Below are 25,713 nucleotides of genomic sequence, written 5' to 3' on the forward strand. Positions count from 1 at the left end.
CGTCAGGCCTGCGGGTTGTCCGTGCCGTGGCCCTTGATCACGGTCACGCCCGCCGCGATCGAGGTGCCGCCGTTCTTGGTCAGGACGTGCCGGATGTAGCGTTTGGTGCCGGTGTAGCCGAGCTTGTAGGTCGTGCTCGCCACGAGGGTCGCGGGGATCGTGCCCTGCAGGTCGGCGGCGGCGACATCGGCGAAATCGCCGCTGGTGGTCGTGTCCGACTCCTGAATCTTGAACGAGAAGTCGCCGGCGCTGACGATGGCGCCGGTGGCCAGGCACACCAGCGCGCCCTTGTAGCCCTGCAGGTCGATCGCCGATCCGGTGTCGGTGGCGGACTGCACCGCCGGGACAAGGGACTGGGCGAGCGCCAGTTTCGAGTAGAGGTCTTTCATCTGTCCGTCTCCGGAAATGAGGGGGGTCTGACCGGGCGGCTCACCCGCCCGGCCTGTCGTCCATCAGGCCTTCAGGCCGATCAGGTGCTGCACTTCAGCAGCTTGATCGCCTCGAAGTTCTGGACGCCGCCACCGACGCGCTTCGTGGTGTAGAAGTGCACGTAGGGCTTGTTGGTGAACGGATCGCGCAGCACCCGGATGCCGAAGCGGTCGATGATCAGGTAGCCGCGCTTGAAGTTCCCGAAGGCGATCGGGAATGCGTTCGCGCCGATGGCGTCCATGTTGTCATCGGTCACGACCGGCTTGCCGAGGATCGTCGCGAGCTCTGCCTGAGCAGTCGGCGGCGCCCAGATGTAGTTGCCGTCGGCGTCCTTCAGCTTGCGCACTGCCCCCATGGTGGCGTCGGACATCAGGTAGGAGGCCCCGTTGCGATACTGCTGCTTCAGCGAGAAGTGCAGATCCATGATCGCATCGGTGCCGTTGTTGCTGCCATCCGAGAGGGCGGCTGCAACACCCGTCACCTTGAAGCCGATCTTGCCCCAGGCATAGGACGCGTTGGCCACCTTGTCGTAACCCAGAATGCCGCGCGGCTTGTTGACCCCGTCACCGTTGATGAAGGCCGCACCCTCCTGCTCCGCGAACTCGATCGAGACCTCGTTCGCAAGCCACTGGGCGATGTCCATACGGGCATCGTCGAGCGCCTTCTGGGTCGCGGCAGGGTTCGCGTAGAGCTCCTGCGTGTTGAAGATCAGCTCGCGGAGGTTCGGCGTCGTGGTTTCGGGCCGCGATTCCTTCTCGCCGACCCAGCCCGAACCGGCGCCGCCCATGCTCACCAGCTTTTTGTAGGTGTCGGTGCCGACCGGCATCACGGTCGACAGGTCGCGCATGGCCGAGACGGTGCCGACGACACGATCGATCTCGTTGGCCATCTGCTCGGGCACGAGGTAGCCGCCATCCGGATCGCTGTCCGTCGACAGGGCCGCCTTGACCTCGAGTTCGCGCAGATCGGCATCGACACCGCGGCGGAAGAACGCGTTGAACGCCGTCGCGTGCTCCGCCTTCGCCGGGTCGATGTCACCACCGCCCGCGCCGCCGGTCTTCAGCGCCGCCATCATCTTGTTGGCGTCGTCCATCGCCTTGTTCAGGTCGGCGATCTCGGCGTTGATCCGCTCGATCTTCTCGTTGCGGACCACGTCTTCGCGGCCCTTTTCGAGTTCGGCAATGCGGGCATTGTTCTCGGCCTTGAACGCCTCGAAGGCGGCATTCATGTCCGCCAGGATCTGCCCCGGGTTCGATGCGTCCGCACGCACCGCGACGATCCCGCGGGTCTTTGCCGGCGGGGTGAAGTGCTTGCTCATGGATATCTCCTTTATGAGCGAAGGGTTTCGGTGAGCCGCCGGGCGGCGGCCGTCCAGTCGTCAGCGTCGTGCGTGACGTTAGGGGCAGCGTCGTGCTTGCCCCCCTTAACCTCGCCCAGGAGGCTACGGCGCTCCGAGCGGGGAATTCCTGCGCGTGCCATCGCCGCGTCGATGCGGCGGGTCGCGTTCACGGGCGTCGCGGCGGCGGCCGCGGTGCTGTCGGTTTTCGTGTCGACGGTCAGGAAGGCATCGGCGAGGCCTTTGTCGACGGCCTGTTCGCCGTTGAACCAGGTCTCGTCATCCATCCAGCGCGCCGCGATCTTCTTCTCGACGCCGGCACGCTCCGCGTAGAGGCTGGCCATCGCGTCGTCGAATGGCTCCAGCGTGTCGGCCGCATCGCGCATGTCGTGCCGGTTCCCGATCGCGATCACCCAGGCGTTGTGAACCATGACGAAACCAGCCTTGCCGATCTGGACCTCGTCACCAGCCATCGCGATGACGGACGCGGCCGAAGCCGCCAAGCCGAGGATCCGGACGGTCACCTTCTGCTTGTGGGCCCGGAGCATGTTGTAGATCGCCACACCCTCGAAGAAGTCCCCGCCAGGCGAGTTGATGTCGACGAAGACCTCCTGGTCGCCGATCTGGCGGAGTGCGGCCGCGACACGCTTGGCCGTGACACCGCCACCGGTCCACCAGTCCTCACCGATGACATCCAGCATCGTGATCGTGTTTTCGGTGGTCTGTTCGGCGCGGATGCCGGCGTTCCATTTCTCCAGCGCATCGGAGTCGGGCTCGAATGCGAAGGCTTCCGGCAGCTTGCCGGCGGTGATCTCAGGGAGCTTTCGGAGCGTCATTGCTGTCGTCCTCGTCGTCGGGTTTCGATGTGCCGGCCGTGTTCGGCGGCGGATAGTAGATGTCGCCGCCCTCGCGCGGGTTCATGTCCTCGAGCGCGCGCACCTCGTTCGGGCTCATGGCGCCCCATTGCATCATCGAGGTGTAGAACCCCTGCCGGGCCTTGGTGTCACCGCGCAGAAGCGCCCGGCGGTTGAAACGCGCGTAGACGTCCGGCTCGACGATCAGGGCCTTGTTGATGGTCTCTTCCCAGGTCGTCAGGTGATCCTCGAGCGTGTAGGTCACGAAGCCGAGACCCATCTGCTCGATCCCCGATCCCCAGCTCGTCGACTTCTCGGTGTCCCCGATCATGTGCGGCGGCACGCCGAAGAACATCGCGATGTCGCCGCGCGAGAACTTCCGGGATTCGATCCATTGCGCATCCTCCGCCGTCATCGACAGCTGAGAGGTCTCCATGCCCTCCTCGAGGATCAGCGCCTTGCCTTCGGCTTCTCCGCCCTGGCGATAGTCGTCGAGACTGGATCGCAGGAACTCAAGCCCTTCCTTGCCGAGCTTGTTGGGATGCCTCAGCACGATGCTCGGTCGGGCGCTGTTCTTGAAGGTCGTGGCGCCGTGTCGCTCCTGCGCGAGGCTCAGGCCGATGGTCTCGCGGGCATAGGTGATGACCGAGACCCCCTTCACTCCGTCGAGCGTCAGGCCAACCAGGTGAAACACTTCTTTCGCATCGAGCCGGACCTTGCGGCCGTCGCGCCGCAGGTAGGTATAGGCGAGCTCCAGGTCGTCGCCCTGCTTGACCTCCATCCGGTCCGGGTGCAGCGGGTTCAGAGCGATCACCCTGCCGCGCGACCGGACGATCTGCGCATAGGCGTTCCCGCGAAGCAGCAGGTGCGCCTGCATCATCCGCCGGAACTGCGATGGCGTCTGCCATCCGTTCGGGGACCGCCGAAGCACCGACCACAACGCGTGATCCGGCCGGTCCTCGCGTGTCAGGCTGTCAACCCGCTCCTTCACGTGAAGGGGCAGGTTGGCGACGGTGCCGGACAGCAGGCGGACACAGGCGTAGACCGCAGCGGTTCGCATCGCCGTGTCGGCTGTCACCGAAACGCCGGACAGCGTGCCCATGCCGGCGGTGCGGATCACCCGCTCCAGATCGTCTGGCCCCGAGATTATTTCTCCGCCTCCGCTCGGTTGAGCGGCGGACCTGACCCCGAAGAGCCGATTCCAGAACCCCATGTGTCAGACCACCAGAAGCCCGCGCGTCCCGTACACCGATGGACCGTTCGCAACCGGGTTTCGGCTCATCAGGGTGAACGCGTTCATGCCAGCGATCAGCGGGTCGATTTTTGCGCGGCCCGCCGCTTCCTTCGTCATCCGCACCGCAGACCCTCTCTGTTCGACTTTCACGTTGCCCAGGACCCAGTCCATCATCGGCTGATCGCCGTGCAGTAGGGTCCCGTCCTTCAGCTTCCGCTCCATCCCCCAGATCGCGGGGGAGAGCCGCCAGTCCTGCCCGATGTAACGCATCTGCTCTTCCGCCACGCCGCGCCCGATCGCTTCGTCGATGATCGCTGACACCTGCGCAGTATCGAGGCCAATCGCATCCTTCTCCGGCAGCAAGCCTGCCGTGAGCAGCTGCTCGATCACGTCGGCGGCGCCCTCGACATCTCCGGTGGGTTCATCTTCACCGAGGAGGGTGAGGTCTCCTGAGGCAGCAAAGTCGCGCAGCCTCGGAGCGATCTCCTTCCGCGCCTTCAGCACCTCGGGATGCGCCCAGGCGTGATACCATTGCAGCCAGTTCCGCGTATCCCGTTCGCGCCCAGTGACACAGAGCCCGAAGAGGTCATCGAGGCCGCCGCCGTCGAGGCCGACCGTTGCCACTTCGCAGCGAGCGATAAGCTCGTCCAGAGTCAGGCCTGGCCGGGCCGCCCGCGACCAGAGCGTGGCGCCCGTCCAGCCACCACCCAGGCCGACGCCGATCTCGACGTTGAAGTGCTGTGAGGCCAGCAACGCAAGCGCCGCTGGTCCCTTCTCGTTCGCCTTGACCAGCTCGTCCGCTAGGAAGTGCGGATCGACCGACACGCCGAGGTTCGGGTTGACCAGTCCCCAAGTCTTCGGGTCCTGCCATCGCTTGGCCATCTTCTGCGGCAGCTCGTAGAGCACCGCGAGGATGGGCAGCTGCAGGCGCCCGTCCCGAACCGATCTGGCCTGGTCGAGCTCCGCCTTGAACACCCCGGCCGGCTGTTCCTTCGACTGGGTCGTGATCTGCATCAGGAACCCCTCGGGCCGCGAGGCGAGCGCGCCGCGCAGCTCCAGGAACACCCCGTCCGCCCGGCTCTTCCGGGCGAATTCGTGCGTCTCGTCGATCAGCGTATAGGCTGCCTTGCCGCCAGTGATAACGTCGCTGTCGGCCGCCTTGATCGCGATCTCGGCCCGGCTCACCCGGTGGGTGATCGTTCGCAGGTGCTCGCGGACGTGGAACCGCTTGTCGAGCTCGGGGTCGAGCCGGATCATCCCCCACATCTGCTTGAAGGCGATCTTGGCGATGTTGATCGTCGGCGCGATCAGCAGCAGCTCGGCCTCAGGCCGCTCGTTCATGATGCAGGCGGTCAGGATGATCGCCGCGGCGATCGCCGACTTGCCGTTCTTCTTCGGGATCAGCAGGAAGAATTCCCGCAGCATCCTGCGTTTCGTCTCGGGGTCGTAGCTCCCGAAGATGGCACGGACCAAACCGAAAACCCAAGGCTCGCAGACCTCGCCGTATGTCGGCGTGCCGATCAGGTCCGGGACCCGCAGACGCTTGAAGATCCGGAGCGCCTTATCAGCCGGCTCATCGAAGAGCGGCAGGTCCGGGATCAGCGGGCGGCCATCGCGGATGCGGTCTTCCCAGTCCGGAACCGCCGTGCACCACTCGGCGCGGAACTGGTCGGACCCGAACGGCGCGGACATCGTTTAGTTAGCCAGTCCAGGAAACTCGAGGTCTTCGCCCCAGCCACTGTCGTCGGCCGCAGGCGCCTCGGCGGCGCGCTGTGCCGCCTCCTTCTTTCCCAGGGCAATGGCCTCGTCCGCCCCGTCCTTCTGCACCTTCTCGTGCCGGCGCTTGACGCCCATCAGGTCATTCCGCTCCAGCATCTTGCCCAGTTCCTTCAGAGCCGAGACGTTGCCTTCGTCAGCCAGCGCCTTGGTCTGCATGAAGCGCCAGGCCTCAAGCTGGTCGCGTGCGACGGCGCGAACCTGCAGCTCGGATCTAAAATGCCGCTTCAGGGTCGGCTCCGAGATCGACTTGCCGGTCCGGGGATCGATGATGCAGCCAGCTATCCGCGCATTCGACCATCCGAGCGCCAGCAACATGCTGACCTTGTTCGCATTTTCCGGCGTCCGCTCAAACGGGGGCCGCCCGCGCTTGCCGGGGCGCACATAGACGGGGTCGCCCCAGAAGGAAAACTGGATCAGATCAGCTTCGGAATCTTCCATGGCCCAAAAAAATTCTCCGCGTGAGGGAGGGTGCCGGTCTAGCGCCGGCGGGGTCCCAGAGATTGGACCGCCCCCCCTGCCTCTGGTGGTTGGTTCAGCGCCGCCCGCCCCGCTCCTCGCGCTGCTTCTCGCTGTCGTGACAGGGCTTGCAGAGGCACTGCAGGTTGCCTTCATCCCAGAACAGCGCTGGATCGCCACGGTGCGGTTCGATGTGGTCCGCAACGAGCTGCGATGTCTGGCCCTCGACCCTGCCGCACTTCGCGCAGGTGAACAGATCGCGGACAAGCACGGCCCACCGGAGGCGCTGCCATCTAGCGGTGCCGTACCAGGCACGTCCGGGATTGCGCGCCTTGCGCTCGAGGTCGTGATCGCGCGGCAGGTAGCGGACACGGGAACTCAGGCGGTCGATCTGACCGCCGAGCGACTTCAGTCGTCCCATCGTCCTGTCCGTGGCTGGAATTGAAAGCGCCCGGCAGCTGGTGTCAGCTCCGGGCGCACGTGTGATCTTGGCGGTATGTCTAGACCCCTTTCTGATTCGCGGTCAAGCAGGATCTTGCCAAGGCTGCATCGGAGGCATGGCGTCAGTGATCTCAGTCCACCGCAGCTCTACCGACCTGAGCGCCGTTCGGACAGTCAGGAGATCGCCCCACCAGTCGAGATGATCACGGCGCCGTCTGGCCACTTGCTGTGGCGTCACAGCCCAGGTGATCGGCGTGTACTTCACCGCCTCTCGGATGTGGCGGCCCAGCCTGTTCACCCGCTCAGCCGGCATCCATCCCTCGGAACCCAAGCGACGAGCGTCAGCCGTCCGGCCGCGCCAACCGCCGCGGCCACACACCCAGTCCGCCGGCTCCACCTTCGGAACCACCGGCGAGGACCATGGCATGGACATGGACCGCGCCATGTCCTGCACCCTCAGCGCCGCCGAACGAGGCAAAGCCCACTGGACAGCATCCGCGATCAGGTCTGCGTCGACGTCGATCGGAGACCGGCCACCGCCATCGATCTTGGCCCGAAGGCGTCCACGCTGCATCAGCACGTACTCGATCCCGATGCGGCCGCCGAACCCGTCGCTGTCTTCGTCAAATCGAAGTTGGGCCCGCTCCACACCGAACGCCCATTCCAGCGCGCCGGCAATCCCGAGCCTGCGTCTCGTTCTGGGTTCCGGTCCCACCCGTTTTTCCCGCGCCGCTCCCTCCGCAGGCTGTGAGGATGAACAGATCGAGCGAAGGACAGGCATGGCCGGCGGGCAGATCGTTACCTTCCCGGCCGCGATCGCAGCATCGATCAGCTGCCGATCGGTATCATCCGCATGGCGCACTGCGATCCGGCCACTCATGCCGCTTCCCCCTGCCCGTCCCGCTTGGCGCGACCCGCTTCGACCAATGCCATCGCCCGCGCCTCGACACCCTCGAACCACTCGACCTGCCGTCGTTCGCCTGCGTTCGGGGTGAAGCCCCGCGCCGCGCGATCCCGCGTCAGGATCACCTCGCGCCGCACCTCGGCGATCCGGCCGCGCAGCAGGTCCCATGCCGGATCGGGTCCATCCTTGCGCGGCGGGCGCAGGTGCTTTTCGAGGTAGAGGAAGACCTCAACCAGATCGCCCCGAGCGACCGCGTCCTCCCCGGCCCGCGACTGGAGATACCCACCCAACGAGGTCTCCTCGAGGAGGCGCGGCTGATACCGATGGGCGGTCCCGAGGATCCCAGCCCTTGCCGGCCAGAAGCAGCGGGCGGAGCCGTCGCCGTTTCGGGTGATCCAGTCGGCGACCTGCGTCAGGTGCTGATCGGTCAGGTAGTCCAGCTCGTCGCAAAGCCGGGCGAGGAACGCCCGGTTCTTCGCCTCGTCGGTCCGGGCCGGAAAGCGGATGCCCGCCTCCTGGCAGGGATGGATCACCAGCCGGCGCACGCGGCCCCGCTTGGTTTCTGCGGTCGTGGTCTGCTCTTCGGTCATGGCCTGTCCCCTTTCTCGGCAAGGCCCGCCGCCTGCCGCTCTTCGGCGGTCAGGAGGTCAGCGGCGAGGATGTGGTTCAGCACCCAGGGCTTCAGCCCGTCCAGCGCCGACAGCCGACCGGAGCGCAGCGATCGGACGGCCGCCTCGGCTTCAGACCGGACCATCGGGTTATCCGAGGGGGTGCCATTTCGGACCGCGTCTGCGGCGCGGGCGTTATGGGAAAGATCTGGGTAATCTCCTATATATGGAGAAAAGGGTGCACCGGTGCACCGTGGGGGGGGCATCTGCGCCCCCTTTTCAGATCCCGAAAAGGGGGCACCAGCGCCCCCTTTCGACGGGGCACCCACGCCCCCTTTTAGCGGCACGATCCGGGCGCGGATCAGGAAGCCGTAGACGTTGCTTTTGCCCCGCCCGGCCCCGCTGCGCTTGACGATCAGAGAGGCGTTCTCGAGTTCCTTCAGGGCCCGCTTCACGCTGTCAACGGATGTCCCGCACGCGCTCGCCAGCTCCGGCTTGGTCGCATGACAGCGCGCGACATCGCGGTTCGCCAGACGGCCAAGCGCCATTGCATGTGCCACGACCTTCGTCATCGCGTTCAGGTCAGGATCCCTGCGGATGCCCTCCAGCCACGAATGGCGCTCGACCTTCCAGTCCCGATCGGCGATCAGACTGCGCCCTTCCGGCGCCGTCACATCGTCCGTGCGGACCTCCGATCGAGCGGTCTCAGCCGCTTTCTGCACCTGCTCTGCCTCCATGCCTGTAGCGCCGGCGAAATCGCCGAGCGCCAAGTTGCCTTGAATGGCGCGGCCCCGCCTCGGAACCGCTTGCGGCCTTTGCGCCGCCTCGTGTTGGCCACCCAGACGTCTGTCGCGCCCGTGGTGGCAAGGATCAGTGACCGGCCAACTGACCGATCATATCAGCGCGCCCTCGGGCGCTCGCAGGTGCTCAGGCACAGGCGGATAGTCACCCGGCCTGGTCAGCTCCTGGCGGCACGGGGGAACACGGTGCAGCTCCGGTGGCGCGTTCCGCCCCCGCAACCAGACGTGCCAGGCGTAGGCCGTGGCCGAGGTCGGCTTTTCCATCTTGCCGGGCTTGCCGTCCTTGCCCTCGCGCCAGATCCTCACATCCGGATCGAGGAGGACGCCTTCCCACAGAACCACCCGCTCGACGAACGGCATGACCATGGCCTCGGGCCGGTCTCGGAACAGCGTGTCATACCGATCGAGACCCTCGGCGAAGGCCGAGCGGACGAATACGGCCACACCGACGCGCGCGTGACGCAGCGCCTCGTCGATGAAGTCGGCCGCCAATCGGAAGGGCGGGTTCGTGATCACCCAGTCGACGTCCGGCACATCCTGCGCCCAGTCGATCAGGAAATCGGCCACACCGTCCTGCGCTGGATCGCCGTAGTCGTGCACGTCTGTGGCCAGAACCTGGTCGAAGTACTCACGCAAAGGCCGGGCCATGAAGAGCCGGTTGCAGGCCGGTTCCCAGGCATGCTGCAGGTGTAGCGGATGCCCCTGCCCGATCAGCGCTTCGCAAAGCGCGCGCGTGGCCCAGGGTGGCGTCGGGAAGTCATCGAGTGCATCCATCGCGGTGTGACGCTGCTGCATGACGGCGGAGGATCGGTTCTGCGTCAACGAACCACCTCCGTTCCATCCCGCCCCGTTCCGGATCGCGCAAGAAGGTCGGACATATATTTGTGGCGGATGCCGAGCTCGCGGGCGACGGCAGAGGCCGACATGGCCTGCCCGAGTTTCTCGCGCGCCAAGCGAACGTAGCCCAACTCGATCTCCGTCAGCGGCTTCGGTGGCCTGATCTTTGCATGTTTCGCGCGATGCCCTTCCGCGCGCGCCGCCTTTGCCATAACTGCCGCCACCGCCACTTCGACATGGGCGGAGACCTTGGCGCGGGGATGAAAGACGGGGGCGATCACGGTCATGCGCACGCCTCCGGTTGGGCGGGCCGCAACGATGGGAGGAGACCTATCTGCGACCCGCCAGGCATGGCGGGGCGACACTCACGAGACCGGCGGCCGCGCGCCCCTTGCGGTACGGCTGAAGGAAGGGCGAAGAACCCCTGCCGGTGCTGACCTGACCGAAAAAAGGGGCACGAGCTTGGGTGTCGCCCGCGCCCCAGTTTCAGGGAGGTGCCACGCGAAACCCGGCGCGACACGGGATGGATCGGGGCGCGACGCGGGCAGGCACCGCGCCCCTCGGGCACTGCATCCCCATGTGCAGACCCGGCAGTGCCGCACAGGCGCGCGGCGTTCGGTGAGTGGTGTATGCGGATCAATCCGATGCCCCCTCGGCCTGAAGATGCGCGAGGAAGCGCTGTTCCGCGGCGATCGCCTCGGTCAGCTCCTTGATCAGACCGGACCGATCCCCGGCCGTCAGGTGGCGCAGGACCGCATTCGCGACATCGCCGTTCTCAGCGATGACACGGGCCGCGAGCGCCTCGACTTCGCCCTGAGCCCCACGTCCCTCGCGACGCCCATGCAACAGGCCGGTGATCGGCCAGTGCTCAAGCTCATCCTCCAGCGCCGCCCAATGCTCGACCGGGATCTGCATATGCCCGGCCATCTCTTTCGAGATCGTGCCCTTGGTGCAGCGAAGAAACGAAGCCGCCGCCTCCACCCCCCCGAAGTCTTCGACCAACTGGCGGAACAGGGCGCGGATGGCCGGACCATCATAGGGGCGCTTCATGTGGAAACCTCGTTTCCTTTGCCGGATCGGGGACCGATGGCATTGTGACGGCATGAGAGGGATGCCGCAGGCGAAAACAGGAGGCACGGAGACATCACGCGGCACCCCTTTCATCTTGGCAGGTGACGCGGAATCGCGGCAGGGTGGCGGTCTTTGAAGGGGGTGCGGAATGCCACAGATCATGGGCATGCTTTTGATAGTCGTCTGTTCCGCAACGACCGCATGTGCACATCCCCAGGAGACTGTATGGGAGATGAATGCGTCCGGGTTCACAATTGGCGGACATCCGAACGGTCAGATGGTCTGCAAAGACGGTACCATGCACACGCCTGTCCTCAGCGCCAGCTGTTTGCCATCCCGCGTAGTCAAGTTGATCAATACATGCGCCGAAGGGGAGTATCGCACCTACTTTGGCGATCACGGCCCATTGACGAAGGAGCGCGCGCCGACGGTTGTTTTCGGAGACGCTGCAAACATGACATTCGATGCGTTGATGTCCCACCACCTCATGCTGGTCGAGTATTTGGGCCATCCGTCCTTTCGGCAGGCGCTGATCTTCGACCTCACCGACTTTCCTGTGACCGTTTACTCCAGACCAGACCGCTGCGGTCTCTGGCAGAACTGACATCAAGCGGCATCCCTTTCGTCTTTGCAGGTGACGCGGAATCGCTTCATCCTCGATCCCACGCAGGGGGAGAGGTGACGATGCGACTTCTGGACTGGCTGTATTCCAGGGCAAGCCACAGCGGCAGCACGGTACCGCCGCCTCCCGTCGTCACGACGCGCATCGATGTGCATCCTCCATCGGAAGGCAGTTTCGATGACGACGAGCTGCTCGACGACGACGACCTTGACGAAGACATCTTCATCCCCGACCCGGACACTCTGACGAAGGAAGAGTTGCCGGCATGGCGGCATGCGGTTCTGAATAATGCCAATGCAGCACCGCGCACCCAACTGGCGGCAACGACAAGAACGGAAAAGGCACAGCCCTCCGCCGAGGTCATCGCGGATCTCGAGGATGTATACGTGATGATCGACTACCTCGATGCGCGGGGTCAAGCGAGCCGCCGCCGGATCACGATGCGGAAGCTCGTGGCCGGAAGTCACGGCCCAATCGTCCGGGCGATCTGCCACGAACGAAAGGCACTGCGGTCTTTTCGATACGATCGCATCCAGTGCTTCATTGATTGCGCGGATGGCGAGGTGACCAGCCCCGATATTTTCTTGCGAGAGGTGCTGCTGATTAACCTTCTGGAGGTTACACCCTCTGATCGACCTCAGACACACATCGGCGATCACGCCGCCGGATCGGATAAGCTGACGCTCATCGGCGCTCGGGAAATGCGCGAGCGTCTGCGTGCGCCGCTTTCCATGCTGGTGCTCGCCGCGACTTCGGATGGACATTTCCACCCCGAGGAACTCGACGTGATCTGCCGCTGGATCGAGGACGAGGTTGACGACATGGTTATGCAAGGCGCTGTGGGCTTGGCTGAGATCGACGCGATGACCAGCTTGGTCGCCAAGATGCACCCGACCCGCGCCAGCTTGACGACCCATCTCATGAACGTGCGGCGGATGGACAGCATCCGATTTCGTCGGCTTGCAAAGGCGCTGCGGGACGTCATCGTAGCTGATGGCGCGCTGCACATTGACGAAGCCCGGTTCTATGCTGAGATCGGCGACCTTCAGACCGATAACATTGTCGATTTGATTGCTGAGGCCCGCATGAGGAACTTTCACTGAAAGTGTCTCGGTCATGCGGCAGCCTTCCCGGCTCGTGCCGCTGCGAGTTCACGTGCATCGAGCGAAATCCCACGCCGATTTGCCCCGTCCAGCAACGCAATGTCATGTCTCCCCGGGACGCGCCCGCGCTGAAACCAGCGATGAACCGCAAAGAGATCAACACAGCAGTCGTCTGCGATCGCTTGGCGCGAAGGCCAACGCTGAAGGAGAGCTATAACTGAAGAGTGATTCATACCTTCAATTAATGACCATTTCGGTCATCAGTCAAGAGGACCGAAATGGCGATTGAGACCAAAATGGTCACAGATCAGTATCCCCCCATGTCCGATGCACCAAAAAAGCTGGTCCCAGCCACACTCTCCTTTGAGATGCGCCCCGATCGCATAGGGTATCGCCTTAGCTTGCTGAGGCGAGCAGTCGGCATGGAGAAGGCGGAGATCGCCGACACGCTGGGCATCGAACGGACATATTGGTCGCGTTTCGAAAACGGCAAGAGACCAGTCACTGAGGCTGTAGCCGCACTCCTGGTTGATCGGTTCGGTGTGACGCTGGACTTCCTCATCCTCAACAGGTGGGGTGGCCTGCCGTTAGATTTGGCGGAGAAAATGCGCTCAGTCGCCGCCGGAGACCAGAAAATCTAGACTCTCCCCGGTCAGAGCCGCCTCCACGACCAACTCCTTGAATGGTGCTCGCGGATCCACTTCGCACATCAAGCGGTCGAGGCTCTCGCCACTTTCAATCGCCTCCACTGCACGGCGATAAAGCCTTGTACGAAGCGGACTTTTCCGGGCATCCGGATCGCTATTGATGCTCACTACGCGCATGGCCACCCCCGGAAACAGATAGTGAGACCGGTCCCTTGGGTTAATCAAGTATTAATTGACGCCATACCGCGACAGTGACCAATCGGGTCATTCATTCAGTTGACAATGACCGTTTTGGTCACATACTGCCACCATCGACACCCGATGGAGGCCGCAGATGCACACAGCCCACATGATCGCCGCCGCGCGCCACGCGGTCACGCACCCCGAACGGTCCCGGCCGGTCGTCGTCGAGGACAGCTGGTTCCTGCTGAAGGAAGCTCAAGGCGCCCCGATCAGCCCTGATCGGCTGCGGACGCTGCAGCTGACCGCGGGCACCGCCCCTGCCGTCCGCGCCCGCGTCGCCGCCGTCACCGGTGCGAACGCCGCACCGCACGTCGGCCATCAGATCGCGCCGCACATCGCCCGCGCCCGCCAGGCGGTTCTCAGGATCCTCGCCAAGCGGAGTGCAGCGACCGGAGGTGATGCGGCATGACCCTCCTCGCCTGCATCCGCGCCGAGCGCCTCGCCCTCGCCGCTGAGCTCGAAACCCTGTCGACCGAGAGCCGCCTCGACGCCGTCGAGATGGCCGCGATCGACAGCGGCGGCTCGGTCGTTCCGCCGTCCAAGAACGGATGGGGGCCGCACGATTTCACCGTCTCGCTCCTCGGCATCACCCAAAGCGGCGACACCGCCGAGGCGGCGATCAAGCACTGGATCTGCAGCGTGATCCGCATGGAGCGCGCGATGCAGGAAGAGGAAGGGAAAGCCGCATGAAACACGTCGCGATCGCCATCGGCTGGATGGCCGCAGGGTTCTTTGCCGTCGCCGTCGCCGGCGACACCGGGCGCCGTGTCGCGCAGGTCGAGGCGGATTTCCCCGCGACCGTCCGCGCCGCGAAATGGTGAGGCCGTACTGATGGCCGCGCCCCTGCCAGAAGAGACGTTCTGGATGATCTGCCAGAAGCCGATGCACCCGAACGCGCAGCCTTCCCCGAAGAAACGCTACCTCAGCTACCTCGCCGCCAAGCGCGCAGCGATCGAGATGGCCAGCAACACCGGGCGGGACTTCGCGGTCCTGACCTGCACCGACGTGTTTCGCCCGACTGATCGGCTGAACGATCACGGGCTGTTCTGACCCCTACCGAAAGGATCGGCCATGCAGCGCCACGAACTGAACTTCCTCGAATTCCTGCAGAGCTTCCGCCGCGGCGAACTGCTGCGCCAGGCCGACGCCCACCTAACCAAGGTGGTCACCGCAATGCGAGAAACCGGCCAGGACGGCGAGATCACGATCAAGCTACCCCTGAAGTTCAACAAGGCGATGCAGATCGAGATCACGCCGAAGATCAGCTCCAAGGCGCCAGACCCGGCCATGGGGACCGGGATCTATTTCGCCGACGACGATGGCAACCTGACTCGCCGCGATCCGAACCAACTCGACATCGAAGATGAGATCGAGCGCCGGCGCGCGGCCGAGTAGGAGACAGACGGTGCCGATCGCGGCGGAGAGAATGGCGCGTTACCCGGGCGGCTCGACCCGCTCGCCTGAATGGCGTGCCTTCCGTTCGTTCGTGCTCTTCCGCGCCGCTAATCGCTGCGAGGGCACACCCCAACACCCACTCTGCCGCGCCGCAAACGGCGCCCCGCATCCCGAAACCGGGGCGCGGGTGGTCCTGACGATCGCACACATGGACCACGACGAAACCCATGCGGACCCGGCACGGTGCCGGGCCCTCTGCCAGCGGTGCCACAATCACTGGGATGCCGAGCACCGCCGGGAAACCCGGCGCACCACACGCGCTCACAAAGCGAGGACAGAATGACCGACGAACTTTTTGCGGACCCGCGCGGGTCCCTCGACGCGGCGATCGACGCCGCCCGGCTGGCGCAGCCGGTGATCAAAACGGACGACGGCCGTGAGTTTCATTTCGTGCCGGCGGGGCATCAGCTGATCGATCACTCCGACCCGTTCCGCATGCCGCCCTACATCCACCAGCAGGTGGTGGTCGACGATCGCGCGTCGCTGGTCGCCTACGCGAACCGGTTCAGCGACGATCGCTCGATCATTCTCGCCGACATCAACGCCGGCACGATCAAGGCCTGCCTGGACTGGCACACCGCGAACCAGGGCGACACGCCGAACGCCGCGCAGCCCGGCAAGCACTCGGTCACCCTCAAGCTTCAGGACAGTGAGGAATACGCCCGTTGGGACAAGATGGAAGGCGGGATGCACGCTCAGGCGGATTTCGCGATGTTCATCGAGGAAAATGTCGCCGACGTGGAAGACCCCGATCACAGCACCCTGCTCGAGATTTGCCGGGACCTCGAGGCGACGCAGGGGACCGTGTTCCGCAGCGGGGTTCGCCTCGAGAACGGCGACCGCAGCTTCACCTATGAAACCGAGACCAAGGTGAAGGGCACACTCTCGGTGCCGACCGAGATCACGCTCGCCATCCCGCTCTATCACGGCGAGGATCCGGTAACGATCCGCGCCAAGTTCCGCTTCAAGGTGAGCGGCGACGGCCTGCTCCTCGGGTTCCGCTGGCATCGGGTCGAGTATCAGCGCCAGGCGACCTTCCGGGCGATGGCCTTCCAGGCTGCCGAGGAAACCGGCCTACTGGTGATGTTCGGACGCGCCTGACCTGCGGTCTCTTTCTGCCCCCGGGACCTCCGGGGGCAGCGACGGACAGCAGGAGAAGCCAATGATCGAGATCATCGCCCACACAGTGACGCGTTGCACCGTCTGCGCGCCGGCCGAGTTGACCGCCGCCGAGGTCGCAGCGCAGCTGCAGGCCATTCAGCCTCCCGAAGCCGGCCACACCTGGTCGGTGATCGAGGGCGAACGCTTTCGGACCGGCGAGGCCAACGGCGCCATGGTGGACTGCCACAACGGCATGACCCGCCACTGGATGCTGCGCTGGACGCCGGCCGACCCGGGAACATTTGCTCCCCGCGAAGTGATCGAGGTGGTCATTGCCGGGGCGCCAGACCCGATACAGGCCGCAGACAGGATCATCGACCCGTGTGTCGGACCGTCGCCGGATTTCCACCGGGCCCTGCAACGGCAAGGACGATCCGTATGAACAAGAACTGCCGCGCCCCCGACTGCAGCCGAATGGTTCACGGGAACAGCCTGGCGGGCGTCTGCCGCGCGCACCTACACGACCCGGAGCACTGCGCCTGCCGCCGCTGTGGCGCAGCGCGCACCGCCCGGCGCCAGCCCTCGGTGATGACCATCCATGTTCCCTACAGCGGCACCGACACGACGAGCCTTACCCGCGCGGCCGTGTCCGTGCCGCGGAACCCGTGGAGCTGATACATGGCAATGACCTGTGATCACCCCGGCTGCAGTCAACCGGCGATGCGCGTTCACCTCTTGGTCCACACTCGGCTCGACCGGGCGATCCGACACGACGACATCGAGCACGTGGAGTTCGTCGACCTGGCCGGAGATCTCTGCGAACGGCACCGCGGCGACCTCCTAGCCGTGCTGCACACCACCCTGAAAGAGGAGAAGACCGGCGATGTGTAATGTGTCGTCGCTCCTGATGGCCGCCGCGGGCTCAGCCGCAGCCGCGACCGCGTCGATGATCGAGATCGCGCGCGACGGGAAGATCGTGCCGGCCGACAACATCGCGTCTGGAGAAACCACGGCGCTCTTGGCGGACGCGCTTCGCCTGGTCCTCGACGCGCAAGCCGAAGGCAGCGCCCTCGACGACGAGGAGTACCAACTGCACGGTGCGCTTGTCCGGTATCTGGAGAGCAGCCTGTGACCCGCCCCCGCCGCATTCAACTTAGCCGTCGCAAGGGTTGGCGGAAGCCGGAGGGCGCCGTCGTGGTCGCTCGGCCGACTGCGTTCGGAAACCCGTTCACGGTCGCAGCCGCGCGCGATGCTGGCTGGGGAGGGACTGACGCGGACCTTCAGCGCCAGTGCGTCGAGGCCTTCCGGCAATGGCTGAACGGGTCCGAGGCCGACTGGCAGGGCCCCGAGAGTGATGCAGCGCGCGTCGAACTGCTGCGCCGCCTTCGCGAGCTGCGTGGCCATGACCTTGCCTGCTGGTGCGCACCTGGTGCGCCGTGCCATGCGGACGTGCTGATCGAGATGGCGAACCGGAGTTAAGGAATGGGCGCGCCGAGGCTGACGCAGGCCAAGATCACAAGGGCAGTGAAGGCGGCGGAGGCCTGCGGGCTCGTCGTCGCCGGCCTCAGGATCGGACCCGATGGCAGCATCGAAATCCGCTGCCAAGTAGACAAGCCAGCTGAATCGCCGCAACCTCGGGAGCCTAAGCAATGGTGACCGACATGCGGAAGAACTTCCCAGGCCTGACCGTCGAGACCCTACCATCGGGCGCAAAGCGCATCCGCGTCCGGGTTGAGGGAAACCCGAACCGCAAGATCGTCTTGTCGATCGGGCTCGATCATCCGCATTTCTCTGAGCACTACTACGCCGCCAGGGCAGGCCAAAAGATCAATCCGAAAGCCGAGACGGCTGCAGTGCCCCGGTCGCTGGATTGGCTCAAAGACAAGTACCTCGCCCACCTTGAGCGCATGGTTGCTGCCGGTCAGGCGTCCCCGTCCACGCTACGCCAGCGCAGGAGCCTTCTCACGCGCTTATGCGCCCACAAGACAGACGTCGGTGACCGGTACGGGGAGAAGACGCTGGAAGCCCCTCAGAGCGCCTTCGTGCGGGTCCGGGACGCAATGGCCGCGACGCCGGCCGAGGCCGACAATATGATGAAGGCGGCGAAGTCCATGTACGCGTGGGCCGACAGCAGCGGATATGCCGACGCGAACCCTGTCGTCGGAATATCGAGGATCCACAAGAGCAGGGGCGGCGCGAAACCGTGGACCGGTGCGGACCTATTGAAGTTCAGGAAGGCGCACCCGCCCGGTACGATGGCCCACCTCGCACTGACCCTGCACATGTTCACGGCCTGCCGGTCAAGCGATGCTATATGGCTTGGCCGAGATCAGGAGTTCATCAAAGACGGCGTGCGCTGGCTCGAATTCCAACCGCGGAAGAAAGGGTCGGCCTTCGTTCAGATACCGATGATGCCGCAGCTCCGGGCGTCAATCGCGGCGGCCGGAAGAATCGGTCCGTCCTACGTCCTGAGCGAGCACGGCCGGCCCTACCGGAACCCCGAGAGCTACCGGATGCGCTTTCGGCGCTGGTGCGACGAAGCCGGGCTTGTGGACCGGTCCAGCCACGGCATCAGGAAAGCAATGTCAGAGCTCCTTGCCGAGGCCGGATGCTCCGAACACCAGATCATGGCGGTGACGAGCCACACACAGCCCAGCACGTCCGCGATCTATACGAGGCGCGCCGATCGGGCGCGGATGGCGGCGCAGGCAATGGCTGCCGCCGAGGGCCTGGAATGGTGAAAGTGGACCACGGCCCGTTTGGCATGGTCCATAAACGCCAAATAAAATAAGAATTTCAACTATATAGATTTGCGTTGGTACCCAAGGTCGGACTCGAACCGACAAGACCGTTAGGCCGGGGGATTTTGAATCCCCTGCGTCTACCATTCCGCCACTTGGGCAACCGGTGCAGAGCAATAGCCAATTCGGTGAGGCCGGGAAAGGGCAAAACTACGTGCCGCGCCGGAGGATGGGCAAATGTCGCCTTGACCTTCGCACCCGCAGGCCGAACTAAGGGCTGAGGCAGGACGAGGCGGAACAATGCTCCAGAGGCTCTACGGCTGGACTATCGGCATGGCGGCGCATCCGCGCGCTCTGTGGGTGCTGGCGTTCGTCGCTTTCCTGGAAAGCTCGGTCTTCCCAATCCCGCCCGACGTCATGATGATACCGATGATCCTCGCCCGCCCCTCGCGCGCCTGGCTGATCGCGGCGGTCGCCACGCTGGCATCCGTCGTCGGCGGCGTCGCGGGATACGGCATCGGGATGTTCGCGTTCGACACCCTCGGCCAGCCGATCCTAGAAGCGCTCGGCAAGGCGGATGCCATGGCCGAGTTCGGAACCCGGTTCAACGATGTCGGCTTCTGGGCCGTGCTCGGCGCCGGGATCACGCCGTTTCCGTTCAAGGTCATCACCATCATGTCCGGCTGGACGGCGATGCCCTTCGCCACGTTCATCGTCACGGCGATCATCGCCCGTGCGATCCGCTTCTTCCTCGTCGCCGCCCTGCTGTGGAAATTCGGCGCACCAATTCGTGACTTCATCGAGCGGCGTCTGGCTCTTGTCACCACCGTCTTCTTCGTGCTTCTCGTCGGCGGCTTCTACCTTGTGAGGTTCCTGTGACGTATCGCGGTTATGTCGCCGCCGCCGCCGGCGGTTCCGCCCTCCTCCTGCTGGGGGCGCTGGCGTTCCAGTTCCTGGGCGGGATCGCGCCCTGCAAGATGTGCTACTGGCAGCGCTACCCGCATGTCGCGGCGGTGGTGATCGGATTGATCGCCCTCGCCCTGCCCTCACGCCTGCTTGCGTGGCTCGGGGCCGCCGCGGCGGCGGCGACGGCGGTCATCGGCGTCTACCACGCGGGTGTGGAGATGAAGCTGTGGCAGGGCCCGACCTCCTGCACCGGCAACGGCAGCCTCGGCGGGCTGAGCGGTTCGGACCTTCTGTCCACCGACGGCCCGCTTGATATCGTCATGTGCGATGTAGTGGCGTGGTCGCTGGCGGGTATCTCCATGGCGGGCTGGAACGCGATCCTGTCCTTCGGACTGGCGGCGATCTGGGTGATGGCCGCGACGCGCCGCGTCTGACGGGACGCGCGGGCCGAACATCGCGACGCGCAGCAGTCGGCCCTCGGTCACGGTCAGCACCGGGGCGGCGGACCGCATCGGCCCGGTGAACGCGGCCAGCAGTTCGGGCGGGGGCGCGTTTTCGCATTTCTGCGCCGCCACGCACGCGGCGAGGCCGCCGCGTGACAGGCGCAGGCTTTCCGCCGGGACATTGTCCGCCGTCAGCACGACATGCCGGTCGCAGAGAATGTGGAAATATTCCACGCTGCGCATTTCGCAATCCAGCTGAATGACATTGTCGATCAGCGCACGGGCGGGCACCAATGCCTCGGGCACGCCGAAGTATAGCTGGACCAGCGGATGGCGTATCAGGACGCAGTGCTGCTGCGACAGCCTGAGCGGTCGCGCCGGCCGGTTCAGACCCAGGGCATGAGCAGGTATGACCACCGGCCGCAGCTTCTGCCGGGCAGCCAGCCCGCCGTCCGTCAGCGCAACCCTGCGGCGAGCGACCCAGCGGATCCTGTGGCTGGTGCCGTCACGGTCCAGCACCTTTGCACCGGGCTTCAGCGTCTCGACCGGACGGGGTCCCGCAGGGGTGTCGATCATCGTGCCACGCACGAAACAGACGGGCGCGATCACCTCGTAGGGGGCGGTGGTCAGATCGACCACCAAGGCGATCTGGCCCAGTTCATTCGGCATCCCGGCGGGATAGTGGAAATAGACCTGCCCCCCCGCCTCGAACACCACGACATCATAGGCGGGACCGAGGGGCACGGTCACGCCGAGGGCATCGACACCGGCCCGCGCCGTGCCCGAGCCGATATAGGTAAGTGGTTGTCCGTCAAGGGTAGAAACCCCGTTGTCGGATACCCCGAGGGTGCCGTCCGAGTCGATCAGCTGCTGGTTTTCTGCCGGCCCGAAGGCCGACAGAACCAGCGTCTGTGTCCCGGACAGCAAATCGAGCGCCGCCAAAGATCCATTGTACGGTATGACATCAATGTCGGAGCTCGACATCGTAACCCTCCTACTCGTTAACACGGGTCGCACACAGTCCTGAGTACATGGGGCGGACCTGACCCGGCATCCGTTCCTCTTCGGATACCCCATCAGGAAGCCGTCCAAATGTGGCAGGAATTGGGCACATTTCCGGGCCCGACTGTTTCTGCTTTTCCGGGAAAACCGCTGGCCCGCGACCCGCACTCAGGCACCGGAACGGAAACCAGCGAACAGGAGCAGCCCTCAAAGTTCAAAGAGAGGGAAACCCAACTTACCGAATGTTCAAATAATATATTCCCATCGGAAATGCGCCATGTTTTTATGGCATTTGCCGCCGCCATAAATGGGGATAATCGTGTTTTTCGAATTCAAGGCACGGAAAGCTCTGCAATATATCTAATTATCTGCAAGCAAACTTGCGCGCCCCACGCGTGCGGGTTAGGTAGATCATAATTGACATTTGCAATTTTTTTTCTGTGTCCAAACGAGCACGTTCACAGAAATATTTCCTCGCCGGGTGATCCAGACCGCATCCCCAGAATTGGCAAAAAAAGGGGCGCACGTGGCGCCCCTTGAGTGTCGAACCGAACCCGTAGTTCCGTACCGCCCGAGTTTCTGCCTGCGGTTCGGTCCGTGTCTTTCGGAGGGCGGAACCACCGCCCCCCGGAATTCGCTCAGCTACAGCCGCTCGTGCCGCCGCAGGTGTTGCACTTCATGCAGGTGCCGTTGCGCACCAGCGTGTAGTTGCCGCATTCGCCGCAGGCTTCACCTTCGTAGCCCTGCATCTTGGCCTTGGTCCGCGCGTCCAGCGACACGGTGCCCGATGCCATCGCGGTGCTGCCGCCCGCAGACGCCATCGGCGAAATCGCCGTTTCAGGCACCAGCGTCCGGAGCGCGGCGACCGGGTCCGTCCCGGTCAGGGCCGTGGCCCCCATCGACGCGCCGCCCTGCAGGACGACCAGTTCCTGCGGCAGCCGCTTGCGCAGGTAGCCGGTGGAGCTGATCTGCTTGAGCACGTCGAGCGATGCCCGCGCCGCGTTCTCGCTGATCTCGGAGACGTTCGACACGCCTTCCTCGGCCTGACCGCCGCCGAGGCTGTCGAAGGACGCCCCTTCCGGCTTCACATGCGCCAGGTCGGTGCGGTCGAGGTAGCTGACTGCCAGTTCCCGGAAGATGTAGTCGAGGATCGAGGTCGCGTTCTTGATGCTGTCGTTGCCCTGCACCATGCCCGCGGGTTCGAACTTGGTGAAGGTGAAGGCGTCGACGAACTCCTCCAGCGGCACCCCGTATTGCAGACCGACCGAGACCGCGATGGCGAAGTTGTTCATCATCGCCCGGAAGCCAGCGCCTTCCTTGTGCATGTCGATGAAGATCTCGCCCAGCGTCCCGTCGGCATACTCGCCGGTCCGCAGGTAGACCTTGTGCCCGCCGACGACCGCCTTCTGGGTGTAGCCCTTGCGGCGCTCCGGCATCTTCTCGCGGTGGCTGCGGATCATCTCCTTGACGACGATCTTCTCGACGATCTTCTCGGCCAGAACGGTGGCCTTTTCCTGCGGGGTGCCGGTTTCCAGCACTTCCGCCGCTTCTTCGTCATCCTCAACCAGCGCGGCCGCCAGCGGCTGCGACAGCTTGGAGCCGTCGCGGTAGAGCGCATTGGCCTTGACGCCGAGGGACCAGGACAGCTCATACGCCTTCTGGCAATCCTCGATGGTCGCGTTGTTGGGCATGTTGATCGTCTTGGAGATCGCGCCCGAGATGAAGCTCTGCGCCGCGGCCATCATGTAGATATGCGCGTCGGTCGACAGGAACCGCTTGCCCTTCTTGCCGCAGGGGTTGGCGCAGTCGAAGACCTTGTAGTGCTCGGTCTTCAGATGCGGCGCGCCTTCCAGCGTCATCGTCCCGCAGACGTAGTCGTTCGCGGCGTCGATGTCGCGGCGGGAGAAGCCGAGGTGACGCAGCAGGTCGAAGGTCGGGTCGTTCAGCTTGGCCGCCGGGATGCCCAGCGTCTTGGTGCAGAACGCCTCGCCCAGGGTCCACTGGTTGAAGACGAAGCGGATGTCGAAGGCCGAAGCCAGCGCGCCCTCGATCTTCTCCAGTTCCGCCGCGCCGAAGCCGTGGCCGACCAGTGCGGTGTGGTTCACGCCCGGTGCGTCCGACAGGGTGCCGCGGCCGACGGCGTAGGCGATGATGTCGTCGATCTGGGTCGAGGTGTAGCCCAGCCCCTCAAGCGCCGTCGGGACGGAGCGGTTGATGATCTTCCAGTAGCCGCCACCGGCGAGCTTCTTGAACTTCACCAGTGCGAAGTCCGGTTCGATCCCCGTGGTGTCGCAGTCCATCACCAGCCCGATCGTGCCGGTCGGCGCGATCACGGTGGCCTGTGCGTTGCGGTAGCCATAGGCCTCGCCCAGCTTCAGGGCGTTGTCCCATGCCGACATCGCGAGGTCGATCAGCGAGGAGTCGGGGCAGCGGGCGTGGTCCAGCGGCACCGGCTTGACGGCCAGCCCTTCGTACCCTTCCGTCGCGCCGTAGGCGGCGTTGCGGTGGTTGCGGATGACCCGCAGCATGTGGTCCGCGTTCCGCTCGTAGCCCGAGAAGGCGCCCAGCTCGCCCGCCATCTCGGCGGAGGTGGCGTAGGAGGTGCCGGTCATGATCGCGGTCAGCGCGCCGCAGAGGGCACGGCCCTCGTCGGAGTCATAGCCGTAGCCCATGTTCATCAGCAGGCCGCCGATGTTCGCATAACCCAGGCCCAGCGTCCGGAAGTCATAGCTGAGCTGCGCGATTTCCTTGGACGGGAACTGCGCCATCAGGACGGAGATTTCCAGCGTGACGGTCCACAGACGCGAGGCGTGGATATAGTCCTCGGCCTGGAACTTGCCGTCCTTGAGGAAGGTCAGCAGGTTCATCGAGGCGAGGTTGCACGCCGTGTCGTCGAGGAACATGTATTCCGAGCACGGGTTCGAGCCGCGGATCGCCCCGTCCTCGGGGCAGGTGTGCCATGCGTTGACGGTGTCGTGGTACTGGATGCCCGGATCGGCGCAGGCCCATGCGGCGTGGCCGATCTGTTCCCACAGTTCGCGCGCCTTGATGGTCTTGGCGACCTTGCCGTCGGTGCGGCGGATCAGTTCCCACGGTTCATCGTTCTCGACGGCCTTGAGGAAGGCGTCGGTCACGCGGACCGAGTTGTTGGAGTTCTGGCCGGAAACGGTGGCGTAGGCCTCGGAGTCCCAGTCGGTGTCGTAGGTCGGGAATTCGATGCTGGCATAGCCCTGCTTGGCGTAGTCGAGGACCCGCTTGATATAGGTCTCGGGGATCGCGCAGGACTTGGCCGCGCGGATCGCCTTTTTCAGTGCCGGGTTCTCGGCGGGATCGTAGGCGCCCGCTTCGGAGCCGTCGAAGGTGCGGATGGCAGCGAAGATCTCGTTCAGCTGCTTTTCGTGCATCTTGGAGCCGGCGACGATCGAAGCGACCTTCTGCTCCTCCTTCACCTTCCAGTTGATGTACTCTTCGATATCGGGGTGGTCGGCGTCCACGATCACCATCTTAGCGGCCCGCCGGGTCGTCCCGCCCGACTTGATCGCGCCCGCCGCCCTGTCGCCGATCTTCAGGAAGCCCATCAGACCAGACGACTTGCCGCCGCCCGACAGCTTCTCACCCTCCGCACGGAGCGAGGAGAAGTTCGTGCCGGTGCCCGAGCCATACTTGAAGAGCCGCGCCTCGCGCACCCACAGGTCCATGATGCCGCCGTCGCCCACCAGGTCGTCCGCGACGGACTGGATGAAGCAGGCGTGGGGCTGGGGGTGTTCGTAGGCCGAGGCCGACTTGGTCAGCTCACCGGTCTTGTAATCCACGTAGTAGTGACCCTGCGACGGGCCGTCGATGCCGTAGGCCCAGTGCAGGCCGGTGTTGAACCACTGCGGGCTGTTCGGGGCCGCGATCTGGGCCGCCAGCATGTAGCGCATTTCGTCGTAATAGGCGCGCGCGTCTTCTTCGGTGGTGAAGTAGCCGCCCTTCCAGCCCCAGTAGGCCCAAGCGCCGGCAAGGCGATCAAAGACCTGCTTGGACGAGGTTTCGCCGCCCATTTCCGTCTTGGCCGAAGCCGGGACCGAGCGCCACAGGAACTCGGGCACGCCCTCTTCCTTCACGCGCTTCAGCTCGGCCGGAACGCCCGCCTTGCGGAAGTATTTCTGTGCGATCACATCGGATGCGACCTGGCTCCACTTGGCGGGAACCTCGACGGCCTCGTTGCGGAACACGATGGTCCCGTCCGGATTGCGGATTTCCGAGGTGGTGGTGACAAAGTCCAGCGCCGCGTAAGCATCCTGCCCGGCTTTGGTGAATTTGCGTTCGATCTTCATTGAAACGGCCCCATGATCTTGTCGCTCTCCCGGTCCGCGCCTGTTCCGGCGTTTTGCCGGACCGGAGTGTTTCGTGCCGACGCGAGGGCGTGCAAGGTCTGTCCCCCGGCGGTGGTGGTCGCCGAAGCCCGGTGAAACCGGTCCGAAGTGGTGAGTTTCGTTACTGTCCCCTGCCGCTCTCTTGGGCCACTAGATTTGGTGGTAGCCCCCGTCGACCATCACAATCTGAGGTAAATCACCGGTGAGGGTCAACAACATTTTGTAGCAAAATCTTCTTGACGCGCTGCCTGTTGTAGACCCCCGCCCGAGTCCGGTCAGGCGTCCGCGCGAAACCGTTTGTTTTGTCATCGTTTTCTGCGAACCAGCGATTCCTGCAACGCCG

Annotated in this window: 30 protein-coding genes, 1 tRNA gene and 1 pseudogene; 16 read left to right on the forward strand and 16 right to left on the reverse strand. The window is 64.7% G+C overall.

Annotated features, from left to right (window positions below):
* Positions 1 to 2: 2 nt before the first annotated feature.
* From ATO6_RS15450 to ATO6_RS15510, 13 genes are all read right to left on the reverse strand, one after another.
* Positions 3 to 389, reverse strand: a complete 387-nt coding sequence (locus ATO6_RS15450; protein WP_088624928.1) for a hypothetical protein — start codon at positions 387 to 389, stop codon at positions 3 to 5.
* A gap of 80 nt (positions 390 to 469) precedes the next feature.
* Positions 470 to 1,747, reverse strand: coding sequence for a phage major capsid protein (locus tag ATO6_RS15455; protein WP_088624929.1), 1,278 nt, complete (start codon positions 1,745 to 1,747; stop codon positions 470 to 472).
* An 11-nt stretch (positions 1,748 to 1,758) separates the two neighbouring features.
* A complete protein-coding gene (locus ATO6_RS15460; protein ID WP_088624930.1) occupies positions 1,759 to 2,601 on the reverse strand; it encodes a head maturation protease, ClpP-related in 843 nt (280 codons plus the stop codon).
* Entirely contained in the window at positions 2,579 to 3,739 is a 1,161-nt protein-coding gene (locus ATO6_RS15465) for a phage portal protein (RefSeq protein WP_254919172.1), read from the reverse strand. The genes ATO6_RS15460 and ATO6_RS15465 overlap by 23 nt, the downstream gene beginning before the upstream one ends.
* A 96-nt stretch (positions 3,740 to 3,835) precedes the next feature.
* Entirely contained in the window at positions 3,836 to 5,545 is a 1,710-nt protein-coding gene (locus ATO6_RS15470; RefSeq protein WP_088624932.1) for a terminase large subunit, read from the reverse strand.
* A 3-nt stretch (positions 5,546 to 5,548) separates the two neighbouring features.
* On the reverse strand, positions 5,549 to 6,070 hold the full coding sequence (locus tag ATO6_RS15475) for a hypothetical protein (protein ID WP_217899017.1): 522 nt from the start codon (positions 6,068 to 6,070) through the stop codon (positions 5,549 to 5,551).
* 94 nt (positions 6,071 to 6,164) lie between these two features.
* Positions 6,165 to 6,509: an HNH endonuclease gene (locus tag ATO6_RS15480; RefSeq protein ID WP_088624933.1), complete on the reverse strand. Its 345-nt coding sequence runs from the start codon at positions 6,507 to 6,509 to the stop codon at positions 6,165 to 6,167.
* A 102-nt stretch (positions 6,510 to 6,611) separates the two neighbouring features.
* On the reverse strand, positions 6,612 to 7,409 hold the full coding sequence (locus ATO6_RS15485; protein WP_088624934.1) for a hypothetical protein: 798 nt from the start codon (positions 7,407 to 7,409) through the stop codon (positions 6,612 to 6,614).
* The gene (locus ATO6_RS15490; RefSeq protein ID WP_088624935.1) at positions 7,406 to 8,023 is read right to left on the reverse strand and encodes a hypothetical protein; all 618 of its coding nucleotides are present in this window, start codon (positions 8,021 to 8,023) and stop codon (positions 7,406 to 7,408) included. Before ATO6_RS15490 ends, ATO6_RS15485 begins: the two co-directional genes overlap by 4 nt.
* Entirely contained in the window at positions 8,020 to 8,811 is a 792-nt protein-coding gene (locus ATO6_RS15495; protein ID WP_141102018.1) for a helix-turn-helix domain-containing protein, read from the reverse strand. Before ATO6_RS15495 ends, ATO6_RS15490 begins: the two co-directional genes overlap by 4 nt.
* A 123-nt stretch (positions 8,812 to 8,934) precedes the next feature.
* Positions 8,935 to 9,663: a hypothetical protein gene (locus ATO6_RS15500; RefSeq protein ID WP_176440966.1), complete on the reverse strand. Its 729-nt coding sequence runs from the start codon at positions 9,661 to 9,663 to the stop codon at positions 8,935 to 8,937.
* Complete coding sequence (locus ATO6_RS15505; RefSeq protein ID WP_088624937.1) at positions 9,660 to 9,965, reverse strand: hypothetical protein; 306 nt, start codon at positions 9,963 to 9,965, stop codon at positions 9,660 to 9,662. Before ATO6_RS15505 ends, ATO6_RS15500 begins: the two co-directional genes overlap by 4 nt.
* Positions 9,966 to 10,314: 349 nt before the next feature.
* A complete protein-coding gene (locus ATO6_RS15510; RefSeq protein WP_088624938.1) occupies positions 10,315 to 10,728 on the reverse strand; it encodes a hypothetical protein in 414 nt (137 codons plus the stop codon).
* Between the two features lie 169 nt (positions 10,729 to 10,897).
* Between ATO6_RS15510 and ATO6_RS15515 the strand changes: the two genes are divergently transcribed.
* The 14 genes from ATO6_RS15515 to ATO6_RS15575 all read left to right on the forward strand — a co-directional run bounded on the left by ATO6_RS15515 (position 10,898) and on the right by ATO6_RS15575 (position 18,661).
* Complete coding sequence (locus ATO6_RS15515) at positions 10,898 to 11,353, forward strand: hypothetical protein (protein ID WP_088624939.1); 456 nt, start codon at positions 10,898 to 10,900, stop codon at positions 11,351 to 11,353.
* An 80-nt stretch (positions 11,354 to 11,433) separates the two neighbouring features.
* Positions 11,434 to 12,474, forward strand: a complete 1,041-nt coding sequence (locus ATO6_RS15520; RefSeq protein WP_088624940.1) for a hypothetical protein — start codon at positions 11,434 to 11,436, stop codon at positions 12,472 to 12,474.
* Between the two features lie 278 nt (positions 12,475 to 12,752).
* Positions 12,753 to 13,115, forward strand: a complete 363-nt coding sequence (locus tag ATO6_RS15525) for a helix-turn-helix transcriptional regulator (protein WP_088624941.1) — start codon at positions 12,753 to 12,755, stop codon at positions 13,113 to 13,115.
* A gap of 340 nt (positions 13,116 to 13,455) precedes the next feature.
* Positions 13,456 to 13,773 (forward strand): hypothetical protein, encoded by a 318-nt coding sequence (locus ATO6_RS15530; protein ID WP_088624942.1) that lies wholly within the window; start codon positions 13,456 to 13,458, stop codon positions 13,771 to 13,773.
* Complete coding sequence (locus ATO6_RS15535) at positions 13,770 to 14,054, forward strand: hypothetical protein (protein WP_088624943.1); 285 nt, start codon at positions 13,770 to 13,772, stop codon at positions 14,052 to 14,054. Before ATO6_RS15530 ends, ATO6_RS15535 begins: the two co-directional genes overlap by 4 nt.
* On the forward strand, positions 14,051 to 14,185 hold the full coding sequence (locus ATO6_RS25475; protein ID WP_254919173.1) for a hypothetical protein: 135 nt from the start codon (positions 14,051 to 14,053) through the stop codon (positions 14,183 to 14,185). Before ATO6_RS15535 ends, ATO6_RS25475 begins: the two co-directional genes overlap by 4 nt.
* Positions 14,186 to 14,195: 10 nt before the next feature.
* Positions 14,196 to 14,414, forward strand: coding sequence for a hypothetical protein (locus ATO6_RS15540; protein ID WP_088624944.1), 219 nt, complete (start codon positions 14,196 to 14,198; stop codon positions 14,412 to 14,414).
* 21 nt (positions 14,415 to 14,435) lie between these two features.
* Positions 14,436 to 14,759 (forward strand): hypothetical protein, encoded by a 324-nt coding sequence (locus tag ATO6_RS15545; protein WP_088624945.1) that lies wholly within the window; start codon positions 14,436 to 14,438, stop codon positions 14,757 to 14,759.
* Positions 14,760 to 15,098: 339 nt separating this feature from the next.
* Entirely contained in the window at positions 15,099 to 15,920 is an 822-nt protein-coding gene (locus ATO6_RS15550; protein ID WP_088624946.1) for a DUF2303 family protein, read from the forward strand.
* 61 nt (positions 15,921 to 15,981) lie between these two features.
* Positions 15,982 to 16,362 carry a hypothetical protein gene (locus ATO6_RS15555; RefSeq protein ID WP_088624947.1) on the forward strand — a complete coding sequence of 127 codons (381 nt, stop codon included), beginning with the start codon at positions 15,982 to 15,984 and terminating at the stop codon, positions 16,360 to 16,362.
* A gap of 236 nt (positions 16,363 to 16,598) precedes the next feature.
* Entirely contained in the window at positions 16,599 to 16,811 is a 213-nt protein-coding gene (locus ATO6_RS24860; RefSeq protein ID WP_141102019.1) for a hypothetical protein, read from the forward strand.
* 55 nt (positions 16,812 to 16,866) lie between these two features.
* Positions 16,867 to 17,052, forward strand: coding sequence for a hypothetical protein (locus tag ATO6_RS15565; RefSeq protein WP_141102020.1), 186 nt, complete (start codon positions 16,867 to 16,869; stop codon positions 17,050 to 17,052).
* On the forward strand, positions 17,049 to 17,399 hold the full coding sequence (locus ATO6_RS15570; protein WP_088624950.1) for a DUF4326 domain-containing protein: 351 nt from the start codon (positions 17,049 to 17,051) through the stop codon (positions 17,397 to 17,399). The genes ATO6_RS15565 and ATO6_RS15570 overlap by 4 nt, the downstream gene beginning before the upstream one ends.
* 170 nt (positions 17,400 to 17,569) lie before the next feature.
* Positions 17,570 to 18,661: a tyrosine-type recombinase/integrase gene (locus tag ATO6_RS15575; RefSeq protein WP_254919174.1), complete on the forward strand. Its 1,092-nt coding sequence runs from the start codon at positions 17,570 to 17,572 to the stop codon at positions 18,659 to 18,661.
* Positions 18,662 to 18,736: 75 nt separating this feature from the next.
* Here ATO6_RS15575 and ATO6_RS15580 read toward each other — a convergent pair.
* Positions 18,737 to 18,822, reverse strand: a tRNA-Leu gene (locus ATO6_RS15580).
* A 139-nt stretch (positions 18,823 to 18,961) separates the two neighbouring features.
* Here ATO6_RS15580 and ATO6_RS15585 point away from each other — a divergent pair.
* Together ATO6_RS15585 and ATO6_RS15590 are read left to right on the forward strand one after the other, a co-directional pair.
* On the forward strand, positions 18,962 to 19,540 hold the full coding sequence (locus tag ATO6_RS15585; RefSeq protein ID WP_088624951.1) for a YqaA family protein: 579 nt from the start codon (positions 18,962 to 18,964) through the stop codon (positions 19,538 to 19,540).
* Complete coding sequence (locus ATO6_RS15590; protein ID WP_088624952.1) at positions 19,537 to 20,001, forward strand: disulfide bond formation protein B; 465 nt, start codon at positions 19,537 to 19,539, stop codon at positions 19,999 to 20,001. The genes ATO6_RS15585 and ATO6_RS15590 overlap by 4 nt, the downstream gene beginning before the upstream one ends.
* Positions 20,002 to 20,181: 180 nt before the next feature.
* On the opposite strand, the pseudogene ATO6_RS25610 reads toward ATO6_RS15590, so the two are convergent.
* Both ATO6_RS25610 and ATO6_RS15600 read right to left on the reverse strand, forming a co-directional pair.
* Positions 20,182 to 21,087 (reverse strand): annotated as a pseudogene (locus ATO6_RS25610) (Hint domain-containing protein); the annotation flags it as partial.
* Between the two features lie 563 nt (positions 21,088 to 21,650).
* Positions 21,651 to 25,331: a vitamin B12-dependent ribonucleotide reductase gene (locus tag ATO6_RS15600; RefSeq protein ID WP_088624954.1), complete on the reverse strand. Its 3,681-nt coding sequence runs from the start codon at positions 25,329 to 25,331 to the stop codon at positions 21,651 to 21,653.
* Positions 25,332 to 25,713: the final 382 nt, after the last annotated feature.

Source organism: Oceanicola sp. 22II-s10i, from assembly GCF_002210105.1.
In the GTDB taxonomy this organism is placed as follows: Bacteria; Pseudomonadota; Alphaproteobacteria; order Rhodobacterales; family Rhodobacteraceae; genus Pseudooceanicola.